Consider the following 23,339-nt stretch of genomic DNA (forward strand, 5'->3'; position numbering starts at 1 on the left):
GATGACTGTTGCAAAGTATTTCGACGAAATGTCATACGGCCCCGCCCCTGAATCCGATATCGAAGCTCGCGACTGGCTGGCGCGCCACGCTTCCGGTTTCGGTCACTTCATCAATGGCGCATTCGTGCCCTCCGCGTCGGGCAAGAACTTCGACACGTTCGAGCCAGCCACCGGCAAGGTCCTGGCGAAGCTCGCGAACGGCGGCGCGGCGGATGTGGACAACGCGGTTGCTGCGGCCCGCAAGGCACAGGCCTCATGGGCGCGACTGCCGGGCCATGCGCGGGCGCGCCATCTCTATGCACTTGCCCGGATGATCCAGCGCCATGCGCGTCTGATTGCTGTGGTCGAGGCAATCGACAACGGCAAGCCGATCCGCGAAACCCGCGATCTCGACGTGCCCCTGGCGGCCCGTCATTTCTATCATCACGCCGGATGGGCGCAAATCCAGGACACGGAATTTGCCGATCATGTGCCGGTCGGCGTCGTCGGCCAGATCATCCCGTGGAATTTCCCATTCCTGATGCTGGCCTGGAAAGTGGCGCCGGCTTTGGCGCTCGGCAACGCCGTCATCCTGAAGCCTGCCGAATTCACGTCGCTGACGGCGCTTCTCTTTGCCGAACTGGCATCCGCGGCGGGCCTTCCGCCGGGCGTACTCAATATCGTGACCGGAGAAGGCGAAACAGGCGCGCTGCTCGTCGGGCATGAGGATATCGACAAAATTGCCTTTACCGGATCGACCGAAGTCGGGCGCGTTATTCGCGAGCGTACCGCGGGCAGCGGCAAATCGCTGACGCTGGAACTCGGCGGCAAGTCCCCTTTCGTCGTTTTTGACGACGCCGATATTGACGGCGCCGTGGAAGGCGTGGTCGACGCGATCTGGTTCAACCAGGGACAGGTCTGCTGCGCCGGTTCGCGGCTTCTGGTCCAGGAAGGCATTGCCGATCTTTTCCACGAGCGGCTGAAGCGCCGGATGGAGACATTGCGGGTCGGTCAGCCCTTGGACAAGTGCATCGATATGGGTGCGATCATAGCGCCCGTGCAATTGACGCGTATTGAAGCGCTGGTGAAAAAGGGAGTTTCAGAAGGCGCGACACTGCATCAGGCCAAGATCGACCTGCCGAAGGGCGGCAGCTTCTACCCGCCGACGCTTCTGAGCGGCGTGCAGCCGACATCGATCGTCGCGACCGAGGAAATCTTCGGGCCGGTTGCGGTCTCCATGACTTTCCGCACACCGGAAGAGGCTATCCAGCTTGCAAATCACACCCGCTACGGCCTCGCCGCCAGCGTCTGGAGCGAGACGATCGGCTTGGCGCTGAACGTTGCGGCAAAGCTTGCAGCCGGCGTGGTCTGGGTGAATGCCACCAATCTTTTCGATGCCGCCGTCGGTTTTGGCGGCAAGCGCGAATCCGGATTCGGCCGCGAAGGCGGACGCGAAGGTTGCTACGAATATCTGAAGCCGAAGGCTTGGGTCGGTCGCAAGGCGCGCGCAGCAATGCCCGCACTTTCGCAAGTAAAGCCGGTTGCCGGCGATTTTACCCTGCCAAGCATCGACCGGACGGCAAAGCTCTTCATCGGCGGCAAGCAGGCACGCCCGGACGGCAATTATTCCCGTGTCATCGCCTCACCCAAGGGCAAGGCGATCGGGGAGGTCGGCGAAGGCAACCGCAAGGACATCCGCAATGCGGTGGTTGCCGCACAGGCCGCCTCCGCCTGGTCGAATGCGACCACGCATAACCGCGCCCAGATTCTCTATTACATCGCCGAAAACCTCAGTGGCCGCGCCGACGAGTTCGCCTCGCGGATAACAGCGATGACCGGAGCTTCCGCAGCCAATGCAAACGCCGAGGTCGACGCCGCGATTTCCCGTCTCTTCACCTACGCAGCCTGGGCGGACAAATATGAAGGCGGCATTCATCAGCCGCCGCTTCGCGGCGTTGCCCTGGCCATGCCGGAAGCCATCGGCGTCGTTGGCGTCATTTGCCCGCCGGAAGCGCCACTGCTCGGCTTTATCAGTCTGATTGCGCCGTTGATTGCCACCGGCAATCGTGTCGTCGCCGTGCCGAGTGAGGCCTTCCCGCTTTCGGCCACGGATTTCTATTCCGTTCTGGAAACGTCGGATCTGCCTGCCGGTGTGGTTAATATCGTCACCGGGTCGGCGATCGAATTGGCAAAGATCCTTGCCGCGCACAATGACGTTGATGCGTTGTGGGCCTTCGGCTCGGCGGAACTTTCGACGACGGTGGAGAAGCTGTCTTCGGGCAATCTCAAGCGAAGCTTCGTGGACAATGGCAAGGCGACGGACTGGATGGACAGAGCCGCTGCCGAAGGCGCGCTATACCTTCGCCGCGCTGTCGATGTGAAGAATATCTGGATCCCCTACGGAGAATAGGGCTCCAACTCTGGTCATCCGGGCGGGAGGAGAACCGCACCGGCGGCGAGAACAACGGAATTTGAGGGAATCGCAGAACTGTAACGGAGCTGCGGTTATTGGGCTCTGTTTTGCGGCACGAGGTGCTGCGAAATGGTGCAACTAAGGGAGGATTTTCATGCTGAAGAATATCGATCGGGCTCTGAATGCGGACGTGCTGCACGCGCTCCGGTCCATGGGGCATGGCGACACGGTCGTCGTTTCCGACACCAATTTTCCTTCGGATTCCATTGCCCGGCAAACGGTGCTCGGCAAGCTGCTGCGCATAGACAATGTGTCTGCTGCCCGCGCCATCGAAGCTATTCTTTCGGTAATGCCGCTGGATACGCCGCTGCAGCCGTCCGCCGGACGAATGGAGATCATGGGCGCGCCGGACGAGATCCCTCCAGTGCAGCAGGAAGTCCAGGCCGCTATCGACGGCGCCGAGGGCAAGCCGGCGCCGATGTACGGCATCGAGCGTTTCGCCTTCTATGAGGAAGCTAAAAAGGCCTATTGCGTCATCACCACGGGAGAAAACCGCTTCTACGGCTGCTTCCTTTTCACCAAAGGCGTGATTCCGCCGGAAGCCGTTTGAGGGGAAACGATAATGAAGGTGGGTGTTTCGATCCTCGGGATTTTCGTCGCCGACACGGCCTATCTGGCCAAGCGCATGCCAAACGTTGGCGAGACCATCACCGGGACCGGTTTTGCAGTAGGCCCGGGCGGCAAGGGATCCAACCAGGCTGTCGCTGCTGCCCGCGCCGGTGGAACAGTCTCCTTCATCTCGAAGATCGGCCGCGACACCTTCGGCGATATGGCGCTGAAGACCTATGCGGAAGCAGGCGTGACGCCGAAGGTTGTACAGATGGACGATATGCCGACCGGCGCTGCCTTCATCTACGTCAATGATGGTAACGGCGACAATGCGATTATCGTCTATCCAGGTGCCGCAGGCACCATCGGCGTTGATGATGTTGAGGCGGCACGCGAAACCATCGAGCAATCGGCTGTTTTCGTGACCCAGCTCGAACAACCGGCCGAAGCGGCGCAGCGCGCCCTCGAAATCGCCCATGCGGCCGGCGTCACCACTGTTTTCAATCCTGCGCCGGCCGAGCCGTTTCCAGACACGATCTATCCGCTCTGCGACTATATCGTGCCGAACGAAACCGAAGCAGCGGCCATCGTCGGTTTTCCGCTCGACACGCTCGACGACGCCAGACGGGCTGGCGACGCCTTTCTCGCCAAGGGCGTGAAAGCCGCGCTGATCACCCTGGGTGGTCGCGGTGTGCTCTATCATACGGCCGGGCAATCGGTTCATGTTCCGGCGGTCTCGTCGGGAGCAGTCATCGATACCACCGGCGCCGGCGACGCATTTGTCGGTGGCTTCTCGGCAGCGCTCTCGCGGGGCGCTAGTCCGGTCGAGGCCGTACGTTTCGGCTGCGCAACCGCCGGTATTGCGGTGACGCGGCGGGGTACCGCGCCCGCAATGCCGACGATCGAGGAAATCCAAGCGCTTCTCCAGAAAGGAGGCGCAGCGTGACCCGCAACGACCCGATCAAACACTTCTTCATCTGGCCGGCGTTGCTGATCGTGCTGGTGATCTCGATCTTCCCGCTGATCTACTCGCTGACCACCAGCTTCATGAGCCTGCGGCTCGTGCCACCGATCCCCGCGCGTTTCGTCGGCTTCGGCAACTATACGGAACTGCTTCAAAATCCGCGCTTCTGGAGTGTCACCTGGACGACGACGATCATCGCTTTTATCGCGGTGACGCTGCAATATGTCATCGGTTTCTCCGTGGCGCTGGCGCTCAGCCGTCGGGTGCCCGGCGAAGGTTTGTTCCGGGTCAGCTTCCTGGTGCCGATGCTGGTGGCGCCCGTTGCCGTTGCACTGATTGCCCGCCAGATCCTCAATCCCACGATGGGCCCGCTCAATGAGCTGATGACCGTCTTCGGTTTTCCCAACCTGCCGTTTCTGACGCAGACCAGATGGGCCATCGGCGCCATCATTTCCGTCGAAGTGTGGCAGTGGACACCCTTCGTCATCCTGATGCTTCTTGCCCGGCTGCAAACCCTGCCGGAGGACGTCTACGAGGCTGCCGCGCTTGAAAATGCCAGCCCCTGGCAGCAGTTCTGGGGGATCACTTTCCCGATGATGCTGCCGATTTCGGTGGCTGTGGTCTTCATCCGCCTCATCGAGAGCTACAAGATCATCGACACGGTGTTCGTCATGACAGGCGGAGGACCCGGCATTTCGACCGAAACGCTCACCTTGTTCGCGTATCAGGAGGGCTTCAAGAAGTTCAACCTCGGCTACACCTCCGCCCTCTCCTTCCTGTTCATGATCGTCATTACCGTGATCGGGCTCGTCTATCTCGCCATCCTGAAGCCCTATCTGGAGAAGCACAAATGAGCGTGCGTGACCTCAAAGGATCCGGCCGCTGGTGGGCACTCGCAGGCTGCCTGCTCTGGCTGGCCTTCACCTTCTTTCCGCTTTACTGGGTGGCGATCACGTCGTTCAAGTCGCCGCTCGGCGTCGTCGGCGGGCCGACCTATATTCCATTTGTCGACTTCGACCCGACGCTGACAGCCTGGAGCGAGCTTCTGTCGGGCGCGCGCGGCCAGTTCTACAACACCTTCATCGCCTCGACGATCATCGGGCTTTCCGCGTCGGTGCTGGCCACCTTCATCGGATCGATGGCAGCCTATGCGCTGGTGCGCTTCACCTTCGAGGTCAAGCTGCTATCCGGGGTGATTTTCGTCGTTGTTGCCTTCGGCGGATATCTGCTTGGCCGTCATGTTCTGGGCTACGGACAGGCTATTTCGCTGATCTACGCCTTTGTCGCCGCGCTTGCGCTCGCCATCGGCTCCAGCCGTATCAGGCTTCCGGGGCCGCTCCTCGGCAATGATGATATCGTCTTCTGGTTTGTCAGCCAGCGCATGTTTCCGCCGATCGTCGCCGCCTTTGCCTTGTTCCTGATGTACACGGAAATGGGCAAGTTGGGGTTCAAGCTGGTGGACACCTATACAGGCCTCACCTTCGCCTATGTCGCCTTCTCGCTGCCGATCGTGATCTGGCTGATGCGCGATTTCTTTGCGGCACTACCGGTTGAAGTCGAAGAGGCGGCGATGGTCGACAATGTGCCATCGTGGAGAATTTTCTTCGGTATCGTCCTGCCCATGTCCAAGCCGGGCCTGATCGCGACATTCATGATCACGCTCGCCTTCGTCTGGAACGAGTTCCTGTTCGCACTCTTCCTGACCAGTTCCAAATGGCAGACCCTTCCCATTCTCGTCGCAGGGCAAAACAGCCAGCGCGGCGACGAGTGGTGGTCGATATCGGCAGCCGCTCTGGTCGCGATCATACCCATGGTCGTCATGGCGGGCATTTTGAGCAGGCTGATGCGGTCTGGCCTGCTTTTAGGAGCAATAAAGTGACCGTTCGACAAGCCTAGTCATTGTTCAATTCCGGGGAGGAAAACATGAGAAGATTGCTATTGAGTTCAACGGCCGCAGGACTACTTGCGGCGGCGGGCGTCACATCCGCGCTCGCGTGCGAACCGGACTACACCGGTGTCACGCTCACCGCCACGACGCAGACAGGCCCCTATATCGCCTCTGCGCTGCAACTCGCGGCCAAGGGCTGGGAAGAAAAGACCTGCGGCAAGGTGAATGTCGTCGAATTTCCGTGGTCGGAACTCTATCCGAAAATCGTAACCTCGTTGACCTCCGGCGAAGACACGTTCGACGTGGTCGCCTTTGCGCCGGCCTGGGCACCGGACTTCACAGATTTTCTCTCGGAAATGCCCAAGGCGATGCAATCAGGTGCCGACTGGGACGACATCGCGCCGGTTTACCGCGAGCAACTGATGGTCTGGAACGGCAAGGTCCTGTCGCAGACCATGGACGGTGATGCCCATACTTATACCTACCGCATTGATCTGTTTGAAAACGCGGAAAACCAGAGCGCCTTCAAGGCGAAGTATGGCTACGATCTGGCCCCGCCGAAGACATGGAAGCAGTATCTCGACATCGCCGAATTCTTCCAGCAGCCGGACAAGGGCCTCTGGGGCACGGCGGAAGCCTTCCGCCGTGGTGGCCAGCAATTCTGGTTCCTGTTCAGTCACGTGGCGGGATACACCAGCCATCCCGACAATCCCGGCGGCATGTTCTTCGATCCGGATACGATGGATGCACAGGTCAACAATCCGGGCTGGGTACGCGGCCTGGAGGAATATATTCGCGCTTCGAAACTGGCGCCGCCAAATGCGCTGAACTTCTCGTTCGGCGAAGTGAACGCGGCCTTTGCCGGTGGCCAGGTCGCGGAATCGATCGGTTGGGGCGATACCGGCGTCATCGCCGCCGACCCGAAGCAGTCGAAGGTTGCTGGTAGCGTCGGCTCGGCATCCCTGCCGGGATCCGACGAGATCTGGAACTACAAGACCAAAAAGTGGGACAAGCAGCCCGAGGTCGTCCAGACTTCCTTCATGGCCTTCGGCGGTTGGCAGGCGGCTGTTCCGTCGTCCTCCAAGAACCAGGAGGCCGCTTGGAACTATATCCAGTTCCTGACGAGCCCGGCGGTTTCCGGCCAGGCGGCCATCACCGGCGGCACAGGCGTCAATCCTTACCGTCTTTCGCACACGACAAATACGGCGTTGTGGTCGAAGATCTTTTCCGAGCGTGAGGCCAAGGAATATCTTGGAAGCCAGAAGGACGCGGTGACCGCCAAGAACACGGCGCTCGACATGCGCCTGCCGGGCTATTTCTCCTATACGGAAATTCTCGAAATCGAGCTTTCCAAGGCATTGGCTGGAGAAGTGACGCCGCAGCAGGCGCTGGATACCGTGGCTGCCGGATGGAACAAGCTGACGGACGAGTTCGGCCGCGACAAGCAACTGGCAGCCTATCGTTCGTCGATGGGCCTGCCTGCGAAGTAAGCCCATCCTCAACATCTCATCCCGGCGGTGCCGGGATGAGATCAGACATCGTGGAAAGAAGAAGCAAACCATCGCCGCTTAGAGTGCCGTGCGTCCTTTCGGACGAAGGACGCTCTAACTCTTTCAATCCTCGCATCGTGCTTTCCGAAAATCGATTCCGATTTTCGGGCCTATGCGCTGGGCCAGGCGCTGGAATTCTCATGAAAAGGTTACAGCATGTCCCAGGTGCGTTTGGATCAGGTCACCAAATCCTTTGGTAGCGTTGAGGTCATTCCTCCGCTCGATTTGGCAATTGCCGACAAGGAATTCGTGGTTCTTGTCGGGCCTTCCGGCTGCGGGAAGACAACCACCCTGCGGATGATCGCGGGGCTGGAACAGACGACATCAGGGGAAATCCGTATCGGCGAGCGGGACGTTACTGCGCTGCGCCCGGGTCTGCGCAATTGCTCGATGGTGTTTCAGAATTACGCGCTCTATCCGCATATGACAGTTGCCGAAAACATCGGCTACGGCATGAAGGTGCGCGGAACGCCGAAGCAGGACATCGATGCCGCCGTTGCAAATGCGGCGCGCATTCTCAATCTCGGTGCCTATTTGACACGCAAGCCGAACGCGCTCTCAGGTGGCCAACGCCAACGCGTGGCGATTGGCCGGGCGATCGTTCGCCAGCCGGATGTGTTCCTGTTCGACGAACCATTGTCCAACCTCGACGCTAAATTGCGCATTGAAATGCGAACCGAAATCAAGCTGTTACACCGCAGGCTCAAAACCACGATCGTGTACGTTACACATGATCAGGTAGAGGCGATGACGATGGCAGATCGGGTCGTGGTTATGAATCAAGGGCGGATCGAACAGGCCGCTGATCCGATCACCCTTTATGAATCTCCCAAGAATCTCTTTGTTGCTGCTTTCATCGGCTCGCCAAGCATGAACTTCATCGAGGGGCAACTTGTGCAAAACGCCGGTGGAATTGCCTTCCAAGCCGAGGGTGGGGTCGACATTCCGGTTCCTACACAAAGAGCCGAGCGGCTTTCGGCGGTAGTGGGACAGTCAGTGGTTCTCGGAATCCGACCGGAACATACTATGGTTGGGGATTCCAACGTTTCGACTGTGAGCCTTCATGTCGCCGATATCGAGCCCCTCGGTCCATACACACTGGCGATCGGCAAGGTCGGGTCAGCGGCCTTTACTGCCCAGATCCACGCGTCATCGCGCGTTGGCCCGGATGACCGGATTAGCGTTCCAATTGATACTCAAAAGATGCACTTTTTCCTTAAAAGCACCGGAGACACGGTGGGCTAAAAAGCACCGGGAACTATACGGCAATCCACCAAGAGGACATCGCGATCTGCGCCGTATGAATTCAAAGATACGGGGCGTCGATAGGCGCTAAAGGAGGGAGTGAGCCGCACGTCTCAATCACCCTTCAAGCAACTTGGAAAGAAGAAGCAAGACCGAAATGCCCCTCCCCGGAAATGGGGAGGGGCAACATCATTACTTGTTGGCAGCGACCGGGCGGACCAGCGCCGTGACACGGCGGATGGTGACGCGGCGGTTTTCCTGCTCAGGGGCCGACGTGTTGACCTTCAGGTAGTTCTCACCATAGCCCTGTGTCGCCAGGTTCTCCGGCGCGATGCCGTAGACGTCGGAGAGCACGTTGGCGACCGATTCCGCCCGCTGGTCGGAGAGGATCAGGTTGCTCTGGTCTGAGCCGACAGCATCGGTATGACCCTCGATCAGGAAGGTTTCGCTCGGATCCTTCTCGAGCACCTGGCTGATTGCGTCGGCGACCTTGCGCAAGGTGCGCGCCTGGGTCATCGGGATATCGGCGCTGCCGGTCGCGAAGGTGATCGTGTCGAGGTCGATGCGACGCACCTTGTCGCGGATACGAGCAGAATACTTCACCTCATCCAGCGAATAGACGCGCTCGACCGGCTCGACCGGCGGCTCGCTCAGGAACTCGTAATAGTCCCGGTTCGGGTCGCTGCGAGTATCGATGATGTAGTCGCTGAGCGGCACGCGCAGCCGCATCGGCGGCAGGTCGGCGCCCGGATCCTCGAAATAGTCGCGGTCCGGATCGTCATAGAGATCCTGCGAATAATAGAGCACGTTCTCGCGTCCGCGGGCATCGACGCGCGACCGCTGGATGATGTCCCCGTAACGGTTGCGGATCGTCACGATGCGATAGCCTTCCGGCCGCGTGATCGTCTCGCGGTAGCGGTCGCCGGAGAGCTCTTCGTAGCTCGGCCGTTCGCCGTCGCGCAGGAAGCGCCTGTCGTCGTCGCCGCGCACGATCGTCCGGTTATCGTACTGGATGATCACACGGCTGTCGTCGCTCCCACGGTCGTCGAAGCGCGCGCCGTCGGGACGGACGAATCGTGGCCGTTCATCGAGCTTCCTGCCCTTCTCGCGGGTCACAGCCTCGAGCTTGACCGGCGCCGGCGCCTTGCCGCCGGTGGCGGCCTGTGCATCGGCATCCGAGGTCGGCACCTTCACCTCCTGGCTGTCGGCGCGCTGCCTGTCGCGGTCGCGGCGGCCTTCCCGGCCCTTGCTGCGGTCGGCATCCTTGTCGCTGTCGAGCACGGCCGCACCGTTCTCCACCGGCAGCACGACGGTCTCGCTGCTCTTGGCCGGATCTGCGGCGATCTTCTTGCGGCGTTCCAGCTCCTCGGGCGAAGCCTTTTCCGGCGCCGGAATAGCCTGCTCCGCCTGCTGGCCGCCGCTGGCATCCGGCAGCGGCTGGGCAGTGTCAGTTGCGGGCGCGGTCGGCTGTGCGCCGGCGGGCTGTTCACCGGCAGGCTTCGCTGCCGTGCCATCCTTGGGCTTTTCGGCGGGTGCGGCTTCCGGTGCCGCCGCCTTGTCCTCGGTCGCCTTGCCTTCGGTTGCCTTGCCTTCGGTTGCCTTGTCTGTGGGTGCCTTGTCTGCGGGGGCTGCAGTCTCGCCCTTTGCCGGCTTTTTCTCGGCCGGCGCCTCGGCGGCGGGTTTTGCCTCAGGCGTGGCTTCGGGTTTGGCCGATTCCGCAGTCGGCTTCACGGCTTCGGGAGCGGTAGGCTGAGCTTCTTTTTCAGCCTTGCCCTTGCCTTTATCCCGGCCCTGGGCCTTGTCCTGTCCTTTATCCCGTTTGCCGCCTTCCGGCTTGGCTTCGGGCTGTGCCTGCTCCGCTTCCGGCTGAGCTTCCTTTGCTGCCGGCTGCTGTTCGGGTTCGGCCTGTTGCGCCTCCGTCTTCTTCGGCTCTTTCGGCTTTTCCTGGGTTACCGGCTGCTCGGCCTCCGGTTTTGCCTCAGGCTGGGCTTCCGATTTGGCTTTCCGCGCGGGCTTGCTTTCCGGCTGCGAAGCAGGCTCCTCTTTCGGCGCCGCTTCGGCCTTGGGCGGTTCCGGCTCTGCCTTGGGTTCGGGCGCCGGAGCCTTGCGCTCAGCCTTCGGCTTCTCCGCGGGCGCCTCCTGCTGCGCCGGCTTTTCGGCCGGGGCTTCCTCCTGCTGCTTGCGCTTCTTCTTCAGCAGTTCCTCCTCGGAAGGTGCATCCTGCGCCACCTCGAAGCTGCCTTGCTCGGCCTGCCGCACGGCCGAGGCCTGCGTCGCGACGTCGCGCACGGCCGCCATCGCCGTTGCCGGCTGCAACGCCAGCGAAAGAGAAAGAGAAAGCAACGGAAAAGCCGCGCTCGCGAACAATCTTGATTTCATGCCCATCGGGTTTCCTCGATCCTGTTTGAGCTTCTTGAGGCCGTCAGGCCCTGGTTCCGCCCCTAGCTTCGCATTGAGGCGAAACGGCGGAATGGCAATCGCCAGGCCGCCGATTTGTTCCGGTTCTAGGAAGTCGGGGATTAACCTCGCGTGAATGTTGCAGTCTGCCGGCGTTCATCTCGCCTGCTATTTGCACCGCACAATTGCGATGGGATTTGTGTTGCAATTCCCTGAAAAAAAGTCTGATTATCGCCGCAAGGCGGTCTCAGCACCGTTGAACTGCGGCCGTCAGCCCAACAGAAAAAGGAGCGACGGCTACCAACAGAGAGGATCCTCATGCTTAATTCTACCCGTATTTTTGCGGCAGCCTCGATCGCGGCGATGTCGCTCTTTGCCGGCTCGGCCATGGCCGATGGCGAGAAATATGTGATCGGCACCGATTCGACCTATCCGCCCTTCGAATTCGTCGATGCCAGCGGCACGATCCAGGGCTTCGACATCGACATCACCAAGGCGCTCTGTGCTGAAATGAAGGCCGAATGCTCCTTCGTCAGCACCGACTGGGACGGCATCATCCCGGCGCTCAACGCCAAGAAGTTCGACATGATCGTCTCCTCCATGTCGATCACACCGGAGCGTCTGAAGCTCGTCGATTTCTCGAACAAGTACTACAACACCCCGCCGGCCATTGCCGTGCCGAAGGATTCGACGATATCAGACGTCGCCGGCCTCAAGGGCAAGGTGATCGGCGCGCAGACCTCCACGACGCACGCCAACTATGCCGAGAAGCATCTCGCAGACACCGAGCTGAAGCTCTATCCTACCGCTGACGAATACAAGCTCGACGTTGCCAGCGGCCGTGTCGACGCCGTCATCGACGACGTCGTCGTTCTCTCCGAATGGGTCAAGTCCGACGCCGGCGCCTGCTGCAAGATCCTGACGACCCTGCCGGTCGACAAGGAAATCAACGGCAACGGCGCAGGCATTGCCATCCGCAAGGGCGACCCATTGAAGGAAAAGCTGAACACGGCGATCGCTGCGATCCGTGCCAGCGGTGAATACAAGAAAATCCAGGACAAGTACTTCGACTTCGACGTTTACGGCGAATAAGAAATTCGTTATCTGGCCGGTGAAGGTAATGGCGGGAGGCTTGCTCTTCCGCCATTTTTGTTTGACAAAGATAGCAAGATTAAAACGGCAAAAGCCGTGAGGGGAATTCTCGCATGGGCGGATTATTTTCCGCGCTGGGCTCCTTCTGGAGCTGGATTGTGCACATTTTCGATCCGCTGTGCGGGCCCGTTGGCATCTTTACCTGGTTAGGTCAGTCGACGATCCTTGCCTGTGGCGATACCGGCTGGGGCGACGAGATTGCGCTTGGCCTGCAGGTCACCGTTTCGGTGGCGATCGTCACCCTGCCGATCGGCCTCGCCATCGGCTTCCTGGTGGCGCTTGGCCAGCAGTCGGAGGAAAAGCCGCTGCGGCTGGCTGCCGGCATCTACACGACGATCTTCCGCGGCCTGCCGGAGCTTTTGACGCTCTTCATCATCTATTACGGCATGCAGATGCTGATCCAGTCTCTGCTGACCTTCGTCGGTTATGACGGGCCGCCGATCGAGATCAACGCCTTCCTCGCCGGCGTCATCGCGCTTTCGGTCGTCTTCTCCGCCTACTGTTCGGAAGTGCTGCTCTCGGCGTTCCACGCCATTCCCAAAGGACAATATGAGGCGGGCGACGCGCTTGGGCTGCATCGCGGCCGCACGCTGCGCCTGATCATCCTGCCGCAACTCGTGCGCATCGCGCTGCCGGGCCTGACGAACCTCTGGATGGTGCTCCTGAAGGACACCTCTTACGTCTCGATCATCAGCCTTGCCGATATCCTGCGCCAGACAAGTGTTGCCGTGCGCGTGACCAAGGAACCCTTCTTCTTTTATGGTGTGGCCTGCTGTCTCTATCTGGTGCTTGCCATCCTCTCCTCCTTTCTGCTCGTCTATGTCGAGCGTTGGGCAAAGCGTTCGGAGGTCCGTCGATGAGCTACGCCGAAACGCTGATCCCGCCGCAGCCAGCACCCCGCGAGGTGATAAAGCCGATGACGCCGGCGCGCATGGCCGGCTATATTCTCGTCGCCATCTGGGCTGTGCTCGCGGCCCTTCTTGTCATTTCCGTCATCAATGGCTGGGATCCGGAAAAATTCATTCGCTACGGGCCACGTTACCTCCATGGTCTCTGGATAACGCTGAGCCTCGTTTTCATTTCCGTTATCTGCGGCGCCATCCTGTCGTTGCCGCTTGCCATGGCGCGCATGTCAAACAATCGCGTGTTGAATGCGCTGGCCTACGGCTACATCTATTTCTTCCGCGGCACGCCGCTGCTTGCCCAGCTGTTCCTGGTCTATTACGGCCTCGGCGTATTCCGGCCGCAGCTTGAGGCCGTCGGCATCTGGTGGTTCTTCCGCGAAGCCTGGTATTGCGGCCTTTTTGCCATGACCATCAATACCGCGGCCTACCAGGCGGAAATCCTGCGCGGCGCGATCGAAAGCGTGCCGCACGGCCAGCGCGAGGCGGCCGCGGCACTTGGCATCCATAACAGCATCGCCTTCCGCAAGATCATCATGCCGCAGGCCTTCATCGTCGCACTTCGCCCTTACGGCAACGAGATCATCCTTCTGATCAAGGGCTCGGCGGTCGTTGCCATCATCACCGTGCTCGACCTGATGGGCGAAACCCGCTACGCCTTCTCCCGCACATTCGACTACCAGACCTATCTCTGGGCGGCGATCTTCTACCTCACCATGGTTGAGGCCTTGCGCCATCTCTGGGCCTGGTTCGAGCGCCGCCTGACCCGGCACCTCAAGCGCTGATGCGCGACGCCCAAAACTGTGTCGCGGCTTTGGGATTAACGGCATTCATCAAACAAAAGCCAGTTTGGCAGCACTCTCAGGACGATGCTGCCAAACCATTGATATTAAAAATAAATTGTCCTTTTACGAAGTATCTGTAAAGCTTCCGTTAACCACTCGCATGCTTCCATATCATGTAGCGCTAATAAGCGCGCGAGTGGGAACAAGAAGAAGCGGAATACGATGCACAAGGACATGGAAAAACAACTGAAGGGCTATGGTCTGACGACCGCCCAGATCCTCTACCGCCTGCCGGACCACCCGGTGATCCTACAGACCTATGTCTGGCAGGATTACGACCTCGCCCCCGACTTTCCCGAAATGCGCGGCTTCCTGAAATTCTGGGAAGAGAAGCTGGACGGGCCACTGCATTCGGTGCGCTACATCCACCGCAAGCTGATCTCGGCAACCGAGTGGCGAGCACTGAAGGGCGAGTTCATCCTGCACTGATCGGCTCCGCAGCATGATGCCGAAAAGTGTGAACGGCTCGGGCGATATGTTCTGACCGCGTCAGACATGCGCCTCGCCATGGCCGAATTCGCCTTCGTCGCGATCCGGGCGAAGCGCGAAACCGAGCATGCCGACATAGAAGGCGATGACGATTGCAATGACCGCAAGGCCGGGAACCGGCCCGAGCACGGCATTGTCGATGACATAGGCCCATGACTGCGCCTGCAGCGCCGGCATGCCCTCCGTCTGCAGTTTTGGCGTCGAGATCTTCAGGCACCAGGCGAGCAACAGAATGAAATACATCCAGCCGTAATTGCGTTTGAGCCGGCGGTGCATCGCCTCTTGATAGCTGAGCAGGAAGCGCGGCCTGCGCAGGCTGCTGGCGACCACCACCGCCCATTCGCTGCCGGCATTGGCGTCAGGCGCCAGGATTTGCGCGAAATAGCAGCGCTCGATCTGGCGAATGCGGGCGCGATAGATATCGAAGAAGCGGTAGCGCCGCGCCTCGATCATCAGAAGCAGCGTCACCAGCATCATCCCGAACAGCAGCACCCCGTGATGCGAGGTCGGCGTCGACAGCGACACCGAGAGGAGTGCGGCGACGACGGTGATCGCCCAGTTGGACGTCCGGTCGATGCGGTCGCGCCAGCTCGTCATCCGCCCGAGTTCACCGCGGTAATAATGGCTGAGCGTGTTGGTGACCTCGTTTGGTGTCGTAGGTAGCAGTAATGCCCGGCCGGCCTCTCCTTCCCTCGCCGATGATGTCGTCTCTGGCTCCGTTTTCATGGCCTTTCCTCCCTTGGTCTTCTTTTCGGCCATTCTGCGCCCGCAATCGCGCCATTGCAAAACATCGAAAGCCGCCTTAGACGCATGCCTGAAACAAAAGGACGATGGACTACGATGGCAAAGAAGATCGACGAAGAAGCCCTTGGCGAGGCCTATAACCGCGCGCTGGCGCTGGAAAAGGCCGGCGATGTCGACGCCGCCGTTGCAGCCTATGAGGAAGTCCTGGCACTCGATCCCGACGATCACGGCGGTGCGGCCGTGCGCATTGCCGCGATGGGCCGCGGCGAAACGCCGGTCAAGGCGCCCGACGCCTATGTCGAGACCTTGTTCGATCAGCATGCTGAAGTTTTCGAGGACGTGCTCGTCGAGCAACTCGGCTATCACGTGCCGATGCTGGTGCGCCAGCGCCTGCAGGCGCTGAAGCTCGGACCGTTCAAGCGGCTGCTCGATCTCGGCTGCGGCACGGGCCTCACCGGCGGCGCGCTGCGCGACCTCTGCGCTGATATGACCGGCATCGATATATCGGAGAAGATGGTCGAGATCGCCCATGAGAAGGATCTCTACGAGACGCTCTTCGTCGCCGAGGTCGAGGATTTCCTCGACGACAACGACGAGGAAGCCTTCGACATCATCGCCGCCACCGATGTGCTGCCCTATCTCGGCGCACTCGAACCGCTGTTCTTCGGCGCCGCCGAGAACCTGACGCCGGGCGGCCTGTTCATCTTCTCCTCGGAAACCCTGCCCGAGGAAATACTCGCCGGCCGCGCCTACATAGTCGGCCCGCACCAGCGTTTCGCTCATGCCGACGCCTATGTCAGAGAACGCCTGACGGCCACCGGTTTCGACCTCCTCGAGATATCGGATATCAACGTGCGCATGGAAAACGGCCAGCCGACACCAGGCCATCTAGTGATCGCACGGTATAATGGCTGACGCCAACACCTGGTAGATCGGCTGACGGAATACTTGCACAGTTGGCGAAGTATCTGTTGCGAAATGTGTCACGACCTGATAGTTAGTCGATCGGTAAAGTTTACCGCAACGATAGGAAAGGTCGCCGCATGTCGCTCGTGCTCTATGGGCATCCGCTCGCCTCTTTCTGCCACAAAGTGCTGATCGCGCTTTATGAAAACGGCACTCCCTTCGAGAATCGCATCGTCGATCTTTCCGACGAAAGCTCGCGCGCCGATCTCTTTCGCTTCTGGCCGATCGGCAAGATGCCGCTGTTGCGGGACGAGGCGCGCGACAGCACCATTCCCGAGACATCGATCATCATCGAATATCTCGAGCAATATTATCCCGGCCCCGTTCGCCTGCTGCCGCTGGAGATCGACCGGGCGCTGCAAGTTCGCCTCTGGGACCGCTTTTTCGACCACTATGTCCAGGCGCCGATGCAGACCATCGTCAGCAATCGCCGGCGCCCCGACGAAACGGCGGACGAGATCGAGGTGGCCGCCGCCAAGGCGACACTCGCCACCGCCTATGCGATGATCGAAAAGCAGCTCGCCGACAAGCAATGGATATCAGGCGACGGCTTCACCATGGCCGATTGCGCCGCCGCCCCCGCCCTTTTCTATGCCGAAACGCTGGTTCCGTTTTCATCGGAACACCCGAACCTTCGCGGCTACTACGATCGGCTGCTGGCGCGCCCGTCCTTTGCAAGGGCGCTGGAAGAGGCCCGCCCCTTCTTCAAGTTCTACCCCTACAAAGAGAGGCTGCCTGCCCGCTTCCGGGATGCGGCGGGATGATCGAAAGCCAGGCGAATCTCGACCGTATGTTCCATGCGCTTTCCGATCGCAGCCGCCGCGGCATGATCGATCGCCTCGGCCGCGGCCCGGCCTCCGTCACCGAGCTGGCCGCGCCGCTCGCGGTTGCCCTGCCGACGGTGATGAAACATCTGCAGGTGCTGGAGGAGAGCGGTCTCGTTCTCTCCGAAAAATCAGGCCGGGTGCGAACCTACCGCCTGCAGCAGGACGCGTTTGCCGCCGTCGAGCGCTGGGTGGAACAGCGGAAGATCCAATGGACGACCACCTTCGACAGGCTGGACCACTTTCTCGCCAATGAAACAGAGATCCTTCCCAAATGACGACACGATCCGCCGAACACGCCACTCTCGTCATCGAACGCCACCTCAAGGCGCCGATTTCTCGCGCTTTCCGCGCCTGGTCAACACCGGAATCCAAACGGCAATGGTTCGCATGCCATGGCGAGTGGGTGCCGCTGGACTACGGGCTCGATTTCCGCCCCGGCGGCACGGAAAGGAACTACGTCGCCGATACTGAAGGCCTCCTGCACGCCTATGACGCCCATTATATCGATATCGTGCCCGATGCCCGCATCATCTATGCCTATGAGATGAAGCTTGGGGAAAGCCGCATCTCCGCGTCTCTCACAACCGTTGCCTTCGAAGCCGCACCCGGCGGCACGAAAATGGTCTTCACCGAACAGGTGGTCTTCCTCGACGGCTACGCCGATAACGGCGCCCGCCTCCAGGGCACCGAGATCGGCCTCGACAATCTGGAACTCTTCCTCGAACGCGAGGAAAGCCCGATCCACTGATACATGTCGCCAAATCAAGTTCGATGCGACGCGTTTCAGGCGATGTTGCCAAGCCTCAAGCGCTGCTTGGTTTCTTCCGCGAGCCGGCAGGACGAGCGGCGGCCCACTTTGAAGTGTTGAGTGCGACTGCACCGCGAATGAGCGCCTTCAACGCCTGCTCGTCGATCTCGTCGCCTTCGTGGAAATCGATGGCGCGCCTGGTATTGCCGTCAAGGCTGGAATTGAAGAGGCCTGAAGGGTCCTCCAGCGAGGCGCCCTTGGCGAAGGTCAGTTTCACAACGCTCTTATAAGTCTCGCCGGTGCAGATGATCCCGGCGTGCTCCCACACCGGAACGCCTCTCCACTTCCATTCCTCGACCACGTCGGGCTCGGCCTGCCTGATGAGAGTTCGGACTCGAGCGAGCATCTCGCCGCGCCAATCGCTCAACTCCTCGATTCTCGCATCGATCAAACGAGAAGGAGAGTCTCCGTCCTTCTCTTCGCTGGAGCCGCTCTTTTTCGCGGTTGCCGTGGCTTTCTTCATCGATATCTCCGCTCCATCCCTTAAGTGCTGATAGCCTGGAGCGCCGTGCGTTCTATCGGACGCACAAAGGCGCTCTGACTCTTTCAATCCTCGCGTCCGCTCACATTCGTTCGCCGGGCAATTGGCTGGCCTGTTCCACCCAGGCGGCGAGCCGAGCCTCGTCGAGTTGGTCTTCCTCATGAATGTGGAAGTAACGCACTTCCTTTTGTTTGGACTCGCCGGGCGGGATGGGGGTGAGCGACGTGCCGCGGAAGAAAGCAACCTTGATATATTTCGCGAAGCAATGCACACCGAGGAACCAGCCCTGCCCTTCGATGCCGTAGAGCGGCGAGTTCCATTTCACGGCCTTATATACCCCGGGCACCGTGCGGGTGATGAGCGCATCGAGGCGATGCCCGGCGTCGCTCTTCCAGCCGGGCATGGCGGCGATGTAGGCTTGCACGGGAGCGTCGCCGTAACCCTTGGCGATCTGAGGGTTGCCGCCCGAGAGAAGGACCGGCTCCGCGGTATCAGGCTTGGCGGCTGTCTTCTTCGTGACCTTTGCCGCGGTCTTGGATGTCTTCCCGGACATTGCCTTCACTCCTACCCTCCGCTGCGTCCCGCGCCACGCCACTTGGTGGCATATGGCAGCGCGAACAAGTAGAGACCGGTGAGCAGCAGCAAGGTCAGCGGCATCAGCGCCATGAGGCCCACCCAGACCGACGATTTCTCCTGCACCATCGCGATGATATTAATTATGACGGCCAGCGTAAAGGCAATGGACAGCCAGCGGTGGATTTGCCGAAGCCAGTTATTCCAATTCAAGGGAACCTCCTGCGAAAACGAGCCGAAGCGGATGGCGTGATCCGTTTGGCCGCGACCTCACTCTATCCGCGTCAGCACCTGCTCCAGCTTTGCGAAGAACTGCTGCCAACCGCTTTTGGCGCCCCCGTAAGCCTGCCGCTGATCCGGCCGGAAGCCCGACTGCTCCATGCGCAGCTGCGTGCCCGCGCCCGTGGGCGTGAGAGTCCAGGTGACGACACTTTCGAGATCATAGGCAGCCCAGGTGTAAGACAGGGTTTTGTTCGGCTCGACTTCCAGGACCTGGCAGTCGACGGAGCCCCAATCCGCGCTCAGCTTGAAACGGTGATCCACCACCGGCACGAAGTCGTTCTTCATTAGCCAGTCCGCAATCAGATGCGGTTGGGTGAGCGCGCGCCAGATCTTTTCCGGCGGAAAAGGGATCTCGCGTTCGACGATGACGGAACGGGTTTCGTTTGAAATTTCGGTCATTGGTCCATCCTTTTCAATAGATCTTCCAGCTGGTCGAACCGATTTTGCCAAAAGCCCGCCATCTCACTTGTCCAGTCGACCAGCGGCGCCAGCGCACCGAGCTGGGCGCTATAGTGGGTCTGGCGACCTTCGTGACGGTCGCGCACCAATCCGGCCTGCTTCAGGATTCCGAGATGTTTCGAGACGACCGGTTGCGAGACCCCGGCCCGAGCCGTCAGAGCCCCGACCGTCTTCTCTCCTTCGCGGCACAGTCGTTCGAAAAGAGCCCTCCGGGTCGGATCGGCGAGCGTTCTGAAGAGCACGTCCTGGGTGTCCGACATCTACAATCCATACCCCGTTGGCTATGGATTTACGTATAGCCATGGAGGTATGAGTGAGTCAAGCTGGACGTAAAACAACTCGAGAAAATATTGCTGCATCTAGTGCGCGTGGCAGCGCGCTGGCAGAGGCAAGTGAATTTCACATACCCAAGCGGCTATACATTTTCGCCATTGGACATGCATGCTCGCGCCGACACGCCTCGCCTATGCCAAGGTCATGCAGCGTCGCGAATAGCCTGGGATCAATGGCCGCCGTCGGTGCCGAGAATCGCGGCCAGCAGCCGGCCTTCCAGCTCGGCGAGACCAGGATGGCCGTGGCGGCGCGGACGCGGATAGGGAATGGGAAGATCGAGTGCGATCCGCCCCTCATCGAGCACGATGACCCGATCGGCGAGATGCACCGCCTCGCTGACATCATGGGTGACGAGCACGGCGGTGAAGCCGAGTTCGCGCCAGACACGGTTGATGAGTTCCTGCATGCTGATCCGCGTCAGCGCATCGAGTGCGCCGAGCGGTTCGTCGAGCGCCAGCACGCCTGGCCGGCTGACCAGCGCCCGCGCCAGCGCCACGCGCTGCCGCTGCCCACCGGAAAGCCGCGCCGGCCATTCCCCGGTCTTTTCGCCAAGCTGGACTTCGGCAAGCACGGCTTCAGCCGCCTTGGCCGCAGCCCGGCTGTCGATGCCGTCTCCAAGCCCGACGACGACATTGTCAGCGACGCTGAGCCAGGGCAGCAGCCGCGGCTCCTGAAAGACAATGCGCGCATTCGGGCTCGCCTGCGCGCCGTCGGCATCTTCGAAATGCAGCTCGCCGGCGCTCGGTTCGTCGAGGCCCATCAGGATGCGCAGCAGCGTGCTCTTGCCGCAGCCGCTCTTGCCGATCACGGCGACGAATTGGCCGGCCGGAATATGCAGGTTGATGCCGCGCAGCACACGGTTGCCCCCAAAACTCTTTTCAAGTCCGGTCAAGCTGATCGCCGCGGGCGCACTGCGGCTCACTGCCGGCGCGTTTTCGCGCGTATAGGCTGGCTCTTTGGCGACGGCGTGAAAACGCTCATGTGCGATCGATGTCATGGCGTTTCTCCTATTTCTGATAGACCGGGTTCCAGGCGAGCAGCCGCCTCTCCAGCACCCGGGCGATGACATCGGCAAGCTTGCCGAGCACGGCATAAATGACGAGGGCGAGCACGACGACGTCAGTCATCATGAATTCGCGGGCATTGTTGGCCATGTGGCCGATGCCAGACGATGCAGCAATCGATTCCGATACGATCAGCGTCAGCCACATGATACCGAGCGCATATCTGAGGCCGACGAAGATCGACGGCAACGCACCTGGAAAGATCACCTTGCGAAAAAGCGTCCAGTTGCCCATGCCATAGACCTTGCCCATCTCGATCAGATCGCGATCGACATTGCGCACCCCGTGATAGGTGTTGAGATAAACCGGGAAGAGCACGCCGAGCGAGGTCAGAAACAGCTTCGATTCCTCGCCGATCCCGAACCACAGGATGACAAGCGGGATCATCGCCAGATGCGGAATGGTGCGCAGCATCTGCAGCGTCGTATCGGTCAGCTGTTCGGAGATGCGCGACACGCCATTGGCGATACCAAGCAGGAAGCCGATCGAACCGCCGACGAGAAGGCCGGCAAAGGCGCGGCCGGCGCTCACCAGCACGTCGTTCGGCAACTGGCCGGAAACCGTCGTCGACCAGAAGGCGAGGCCGACATCGGCCGGCGACGGCATGATGCGCGATGAGATCCAGCCGGCCGAGGAGGCAAGCTGCCACAACGCCACGATCGCCATCGGCACCAGATAGGGGGTCAGCTTCTCCAGGCCGGGCAGCGGCAGGCGCGAACCCACCTTCCCGGCTTTTTCGGAAGCGACCGACCGTACGAATGGAGTATCGAAAGTCGACATGCATTGTCCTCGCGCTTATCGGGAGCAGGATGCCGCAAGCCCTAAGCGACTTGCGGCGGTGCCACGCTCTGCGTCTTCGTTCGAGTTCAGGAGCCGGAGACGACTTTCAGATTGCCGCCATGGCTGCCGCCTGCGAAGACCTGCTTGCGGCCGAACTCGTTGTTGAAGCCCAGGCGCTGCTGCTCGCGGGTGATGCCGAGTTCGGGGAAAAGCAGTTCGGCGACGCGATAGGCCTCTTCGAGATGCGGATAGCCGGAGCCGATCACCGTATCGATGCCGATCTCCTGATACTCGCGAAGGCGCGCGGCCACCGTCTTCGGCGATCCCACAAGCGCCGTGCCCGCACCGGCGCGCACCAGGCCGACGCCGGCCCAGAGGTTCGGCGAGACTTCGAGCCTGTCGCGCCGGCCGCCGTGAAGGGCGGCCATGCGCTTCTGGCCGACCGAGTCGGACTCATGAACGAAGCGCTCCTGCGCCTCGCGGATCGTATCGTCGTCGAGATGGCGGATCAGTCGCTCGGCCGCCTCCCATGCTTCATCATCGGTTTCGCGCACGATGAAGTGCAGACGAATGCCGAAGCTCACCTCGCGGCCGCGTTCGCCGGCAGCCTTGCGCACCTTGGTGACCTTCTCGGCAACCTGTGCCGGCGGCTCGCCCCAGGTCAGGTACTTGTCGACACGGCCGACGGAGAAATCGATGCCGGCATCCGACGAGCCGCCGAAATAGAGCGGCGGGCGCGGGTTCTGCACCGAGGGAAAGCCGAGGCGCGCATTGGTCGCCTTGATGTATTTGCCGTCGAAGCTTGCCGTTCCCTTTTCCAGCAGTTCCTCGAAGATGGTGAAGAACTCTTCGGCATGGGCATAGCGCTCGTCATGCTCGAGATGGATGCCATCGCCGGCTAGCTCCGCCGGGCTACCGCCGACGACGATGTTGAGCAGCAGGCGGCCGTTGGAGATGCGGTCGAGCGTCGTCGCAAGACGCGCGTAATAGGCAGGCGATGCGGTGCCGGGACGGATCGCCACCAGGAACTGCAGCTTCTCGGTTTTGGCGGCAAGGGCTGCCGCCGTCACGAAGGATTCTTCGCAGGCAACCCCGGTCGGCAGCAGCACGCCGGAATAGCCGAGCCGGTCGACGGCCTGAGCGATCTGCGTGAGATAGCCGATCTCGGGCGCGCGGTTGAGATCAGAGGAGCCGAGATAGGTGCCGTCGCCCGATGTCGGGATGAACCAGAGGAAATTGATGGGCTCGGATGTGCCTGTATGGGAGGTGGTCATTGGAAGACGGTCCTTTAGCTGCGGAATTCGAAAATCAACTCGCGTGGTCGAGATAGCTCTCTGTCTGCCTTGCGTAGCGCCGCCGCCGCACAGATGCTTGGGAGGATCGTAGTGGGCGGGGCGGCAAGAAGGCCGGCTGTCTGTCTATGCGCGAGCATCTGAAATATCCCTGTCGATCGGATGGCAGCAGGCAGATGCCTTTCGGTGTCCGCTCGATCGCGAGGATAGTGACATAGACTATCAATTAGATCGACAATATCAATTTGCTATTCTAATCCGTTTTGGAGAATATTTTTCCGGTTCAGCGGCATGGAG

The 23,339-nt window shown here is 60.7% G+C and carries 25 protein-coding genes; 15 read left to right on the plus strand and 10 right to left on the minus strand.

What is annotated here, in order from left to right:
• The first annotated feature begins 1 nt into the window (after position 1).
• The 7 genes from AC245Y_RS11985 to AC245Y_RS12015 all read left to right on the plus strand — a co-directional run bounded on the left by AC245Y_RS11985 (position 2) and on the right by AC245Y_RS12015 (position 8,648).
• Positions 2-2,389 carry an aldehyde dehydrogenase family protein gene (locus AC245Y_RS11985; RefSeq protein WP_017994312.1) on the plus strand — a complete coding sequence of 796 codons (2,388 nt, stop codon included), beginning with the start codon at positions 2-4 and terminating at the stop codon, positions 2,387-2,389.
• Positions 2,390-2,546: 157 nt separating this feature from the next.
• On the plus strand, positions 2,547-3,002 hold the full coding sequence (locus AC245Y_RS11990) for an RbsD/FucU family protein (protein ID WP_017994313.1): 456 nt from the start codon (positions 2,547-2,549) through the stop codon (positions 3,000-3,002).
• A 12-nt stretch (positions 3,003-3,014) separates the two neighbouring features.
• Positions 3,015-3,947, plus strand: a complete 933-nt coding sequence (gene rbsK, locus AC245Y_RS11995; protein WP_017994314.1) for a ribokinase — start codon at positions 3,015-3,017, stop codon at positions 3,945-3,947.
• The gene (locus AC245Y_RS12000) at positions 3,944-4,819 is read left to right on the plus strand and encodes a carbohydrate ABC transporter permease (RefSeq protein WP_017994315.1); all 876 of its coding nucleotides are present in this window, start codon (positions 3,944-3,946) and stop codon (positions 4,817-4,819) included. The genes rbsK and AC245Y_RS12000 overlap by 4 nt, the downstream gene beginning before the upstream one ends.
• Positions 4,816-5,844 (plus strand): carbohydrate ABC transporter permease, encoded by a 1,029-nt coding sequence (locus AC245Y_RS12005; RefSeq protein WP_003540326.1) that lies wholly within the window; start codon positions 4,816-4,818, stop codon positions 5,842-5,844. Before AC245Y_RS12000 ends, AC245Y_RS12005 begins: the two co-directional genes overlap by 4 nt.
• A gap of 44 nt (positions 5,845-5,888) precedes the next feature.
• Positions 5,889-7,343, plus strand: coding sequence for an extracellular solute-binding protein (locus AC245Y_RS12010; protein ID WP_003540328.1), 1,455 nt, complete (start codon positions 5,889-5,891; stop codon positions 7,341-7,343).
• Positions 7,344-7,559: 216 nt separating this feature from the next.
• Positions 7,560-8,648, plus strand: a complete 1,089-nt coding sequence (locus AC245Y_RS12015; RefSeq protein WP_017994316.1) for an ABC transporter ATP-binding protein — start codon at positions 7,560-7,562, stop codon at positions 8,646-8,648.
• A gap of 192 nt (positions 8,649-8,840) precedes the next feature.
• On the opposite strand, the gene AC245Y_RS12020 is transcribed toward AC245Y_RS12015, so the two are convergent.
• Positions 8,841-11,033 carry an OmpA family protein gene (locus tag AC245Y_RS12020; RefSeq protein WP_017994317.1) on the minus strand — a complete coding sequence of 731 codons (2,193 nt, stop codon included), beginning with the start codon at positions 11,031-11,033 and terminating at the stop codon, positions 8,841-8,843.
• Between the two features lie 330 nt (positions 11,034-11,363).
• Here AC245Y_RS12020 and AC245Y_RS12025 point away from each other — a divergent pair, with 330 nt between their 5' ends.
• The 4 genes from AC245Y_RS12025 (at position 11,364) to AC245Y_RS12040 (ending at position 14,373) form a co-directional block, all read left to right on the plus strand.
• Positions 11,364-12,137 carry a transporter substrate-binding domain-containing protein gene (locus AC245Y_RS12025; RefSeq protein WP_011652285.1) on the plus strand — a complete coding sequence of 258 codons (774 nt, stop codon included), beginning with the start codon at positions 11,364-11,366 and terminating at the stop codon, positions 12,135-12,137.
• Between the two features lie 113 nt (positions 12,138-12,250).
• Positions 12,251-13,057, plus strand: a complete 807-nt coding sequence (locus tag AC245Y_RS12030) for an ABC transporter permease (RefSeq protein ID WP_003540341.1) — start codon at positions 12,251-12,253, stop codon at positions 13,055-13,057.
• Positions 13,054-13,884, plus strand: a complete 831-nt coding sequence (locus AC245Y_RS12035) for an ABC transporter permease (protein WP_017994318.1) — start codon at positions 13,054-13,056, stop codon at positions 13,882-13,884. Before AC245Y_RS12030 ends, AC245Y_RS12035 begins: the two co-directional genes overlap by 4 nt.
• A 222-nt stretch (positions 13,885-14,106) precedes the next feature.
• Positions 14,107-14,373, plus strand: a complete 267-nt coding sequence (locus AC245Y_RS12040) for an usg protein (RefSeq protein WP_003540344.1) — start codon at positions 14,107-14,109, stop codon at positions 14,371-14,373.
• 60 nt (positions 14,374-14,433) lie between these two features.
• Here AC245Y_RS12040 and AC245Y_RS12045 read toward each other — a convergent pair whose 3' ends face one another.
• Positions 14,434-15,159 (minus strand): DUF2270 domain-containing protein, encoded by a 726-nt coding sequence (locus tag AC245Y_RS12045; protein WP_026157381.1) that lies wholly within the window; start codon positions 15,157-15,159, stop codon positions 14,434-14,436.
• A 114-nt stretch (positions 15,160-15,273) separates the two neighbouring features.
• Between AC245Y_RS12045 and AC245Y_RS12050 the strand changes: the two genes are divergently transcribed.
• The 4 genes from AC245Y_RS12050 to AC245Y_RS12065 all read left to right on the plus strand — a co-directional run bounded on the left by AC245Y_RS12050 (position 15,274) and on the right by AC245Y_RS12065 (position 17,718).
• Complete coding sequence (locus AC245Y_RS12050; protein WP_032996393.1) at positions 15,274-16,092, plus strand: class I SAM-dependent DNA methyltransferase; 819 nt, start codon at positions 15,274-15,276, stop codon at positions 16,090-16,092.
• Between the two features lie 128 nt (positions 16,093-16,220).
• The gene (locus AC245Y_RS12055; RefSeq protein WP_017994321.1) at positions 16,221-16,907 is read left to right on the plus strand and encodes a glutathione S-transferase family protein; all 687 of its coding nucleotides are present in this window, start codon (positions 16,221-16,223) and stop codon (positions 16,905-16,907) included.
• On the plus strand, positions 16,904-17,245 hold the full coding sequence (locus AC245Y_RS12060) for an ArsR/SmtB family transcription factor (protein WP_017994322.1): 342 nt from the start codon (positions 16,904-16,906) through the stop codon (positions 17,243-17,245). Before AC245Y_RS12055 ends, AC245Y_RS12060 begins: the two co-directional genes overlap by 4 nt.
• A complete protein-coding gene (locus tag AC245Y_RS12065; RefSeq protein ID WP_017994323.1) occupies positions 17,242-17,718 on the plus strand; it encodes an SRPBCC family protein in 477 nt (158 codons plus the stop codon). The genes AC245Y_RS12060 and AC245Y_RS12065 overlap by 4 nt, the downstream gene beginning before the upstream one ends.
• 55 nt (positions 17,719-17,773) lie before the next feature.
• Here the strand turns inward: AC245Y_RS12065 and AC245Y_RS12070 are convergent, their stop codons facing one another.
• From AC245Y_RS12070 to ssuD, 8 genes are all read right to left on the minus strand, one after another.
• Positions 17,774-18,241, minus strand: a complete 468-nt coding sequence (locus AC245Y_RS12070; RefSeq protein WP_017994324.1) for a DUF1801 domain-containing protein — start codon at positions 18,239-18,241, stop codon at positions 17,774-17,776.
• A 100-nt stretch (positions 18,242-18,341) separates the two neighbouring features.
• Positions 18,342-18,812 carry a DUF1801 domain-containing protein gene (locus AC245Y_RS12075; RefSeq protein WP_017994325.1) on the minus strand — a complete coding sequence of 157 codons (471 nt, stop codon included), beginning with the start codon at positions 18,810-18,812 and terminating at the stop codon, positions 18,342-18,344.
• Between the two features lie 11 nt (positions 18,813-18,823).
• The gene (locus tag AC245Y_RS12080; RefSeq protein ID WP_017994326.1) at positions 18,824-19,045 is read right to left on the minus strand and encodes a hypothetical protein; all 222 of its coding nucleotides are present in this window, start codon (positions 19,043-19,045) and stop codon (positions 18,824-18,826) included.
• Positions 19,046-19,102: 57 nt separating this feature from the next.
• Complete coding sequence (locus AC245Y_RS12085) at positions 19,103-19,513, minus strand: SRPBCC family protein (RefSeq protein WP_017994327.1); 411 nt, start codon at positions 19,511-19,513, stop codon at positions 19,103-19,105.
• Positions 19,510-19,833 carry an ArsR/SmtB family transcription factor gene (locus AC245Y_RS12090; RefSeq protein ID WP_003540367.1) on the minus strand — a complete coding sequence of 108 codons (324 nt, stop codon included), beginning with the start codon at positions 19,831-19,833 and terminating at the stop codon, positions 19,510-19,512. The genes AC245Y_RS12085 and AC245Y_RS12090 overlap by 4 nt, the downstream gene beginning before the upstream one ends.
• 242 nt (positions 19,834-20,075) lie before the next feature.
• Positions 20,076-20,903, minus strand: coding sequence for an ATP-binding cassette domain-containing protein (locus AC245Y_RS12095; RefSeq protein WP_017994328.1), 828 nt, complete (start codon positions 20,901-20,903; stop codon positions 20,076-20,078).
• Between the two features lie 10 nt (positions 20,904-20,913).
• Positions 20,914-21,750 carry an ABC transporter permease subunit gene (locus AC245Y_RS12100; RefSeq protein ID WP_017994329.1) on the minus strand — a complete coding sequence of 279 codons (837 nt, stop codon included), beginning with the start codon at positions 21,748-21,750 and terminating at the stop codon, positions 20,914-20,916.
• Positions 21,751-21,836: 86 nt separating this feature from the next.
• The gene (gene ssuD / locus AC245Y_RS12105; protein ID WP_017994330.1) at positions 21,837-23,024 is read right to left on the minus strand and encodes an FMNH2-dependent alkanesulfonate monooxygenase; all 1,188 of its coding nucleotides are present in this window, start codon (positions 23,022-23,024) and stop codon (positions 21,837-21,839) included.
• Positions 23,025-23,339: the final 315 nt, after the last annotated feature.

It is taken from the genome of Rhizobium sp. SRDI943 (assembly GCF_057653695.1).

Coding starts and splice junctions, on each gene's coding strand:
- AC245Y_RS11985 (WP_017994312.1), top strand. CDS start 2: ATGACTGTTGCAAAGTATTTCGACGAAATGTCATACGGCCCCGCCCCT.
- AC245Y_RS11990 (WP_017994313.1), top strand. CDS start 2,547: ATGCTGAAGAATATCGATCGGGCTCTGAATGCGGACGTGCTGCACGCG.
- rbsK (WP_017994314.1), top strand. CDS start 3,015: ATGAAGGTGGGTGTTTCGATCCTCGGGATTTTCGTCGCCGACACGGCC.
- AC245Y_RS12005 (WP_003540326.1), top strand. CDS start 4,816: ATGAGCGTGCGTGACCTCAAAGGATCCGGCCGCTGGTGGGCACTCGCA.
- AC245Y_RS12010 (WP_003540328.1), top strand. CDS start 5,889: ATGAGAAGATTGCTATTGAGTTCAACGGCCGCAGGACTACTTGCGGCG.
- AC245Y_RS12015 (WP_017994316.1), top strand. CDS start 7,560: ATGTCCCAGGTGCGTTTGGATCAGGTCACCAAATCCTTTGGTAGCGTT.
- AC245Y_RS12020 (WP_017994317.1), bottom strand. CDS start 11,033: ATGGGCATGAAATCAAGATTGTTCGCGAGCGCGGCTTTTCCGTTGCTT.
- AC245Y_RS12025 (WP_011652285.1), top strand. CDS start 11,364: ATGCTTAATTCTACCCGTATTTTTGCGGCAGCCTCGATCGCGGCGATG.
- AC245Y_RS12030 (WP_003540341.1), top strand. CDS start 12,251: ATGGGCGGATTATTTTCCGCGCTGGGCTCCTTCTGGAGCTGGATTGTG.
- AC245Y_RS12035 (WP_017994318.1), top strand. CDS start 13,054: ATGAGCTACGCCGAAACGCTGATCCCGCCGCAGCCAGCACCCCGCGAG.
- AC245Y_RS12040 (WP_003540344.1), top strand. CDS start 14,107: ATGCACAAGGACATGGAAAAACAACTGAAGGGCTATGGTCTGACGACC.
- AC245Y_RS12045 (WP_026157381.1), bottom strand. CDS start 15,159: ATGAAAACGGAGCCAGAGACGACATCATCGGCGAGGGAAGGAGAGGCC.
- AC245Y_RS12050 (WP_032996393.1), top strand. CDS start 15,274: ATGGCAAAGAAGATCGACGAAGAAGCCCTTGGCGAGGCCTATAACCGC.
- AC245Y_RS12055 (WP_017994321.1), top strand. CDS start 16,221: ATGTCGCTCGTGCTCTATGGGCATCCGCTCGCCTCTTTCTGCCACAAA.
- AC245Y_RS12060 (WP_017994322.1), top strand. CDS start 16,904: ATGATCGAAAGCCAGGCGAATCTCGACCGTATGTTCCATGCGCTTTCC.
- AC245Y_RS12065 (WP_017994323.1), top strand. CDS start 17,242: ATGACGACACGATCCGCCGAACACGCCACTCTCGTCATCGAACGCCAC.
- AC245Y_RS12070 (WP_017994324.1), bottom strand. CDS start 18,241: ATGAAGAAAGCCACGGCAACCGCGAAAAAGAGCGGCTCCAGCGAAGAG.
- AC245Y_RS12075 (WP_017994325.1), bottom strand. CDS start 18,812: ATGTCCGGGAAGACATCCAAGACCGCGGCAAAGGTCACGAAGAAGACA.
- AC245Y_RS12085 (WP_017994327.1), bottom strand. CDS start 19,513: ATGACCGAAATTTCAAACGAAACCCGTTCCGTCATCGTCGAACGCGAG.
- AC245Y_RS12090 (WP_003540367.1), bottom strand. CDS start 19,833: ATGTCGGACACCCAGGACGTGCTCTTCAGAACGCTCGCCGATCCGACC.
- AC245Y_RS12095 (WP_017994328.1), bottom strand. CDS start 20,903: ATGACATCGATCGCACATGAGCGTTTTCACGCCGTCGCCAAAGAGCCA.
- AC245Y_RS12100 (WP_017994329.1), bottom strand. CDS start 21,750: ATGTCGACTTTCGATACTCCATTCGTACGGTCGGTCGCTTCCGAAAAA.
- ssuD (WP_017994330.1), bottom strand. CDS start 23,024: ATGACCACCTCCCATACAGGCACATCCGAGCCCATCAATTTCCTCTGG.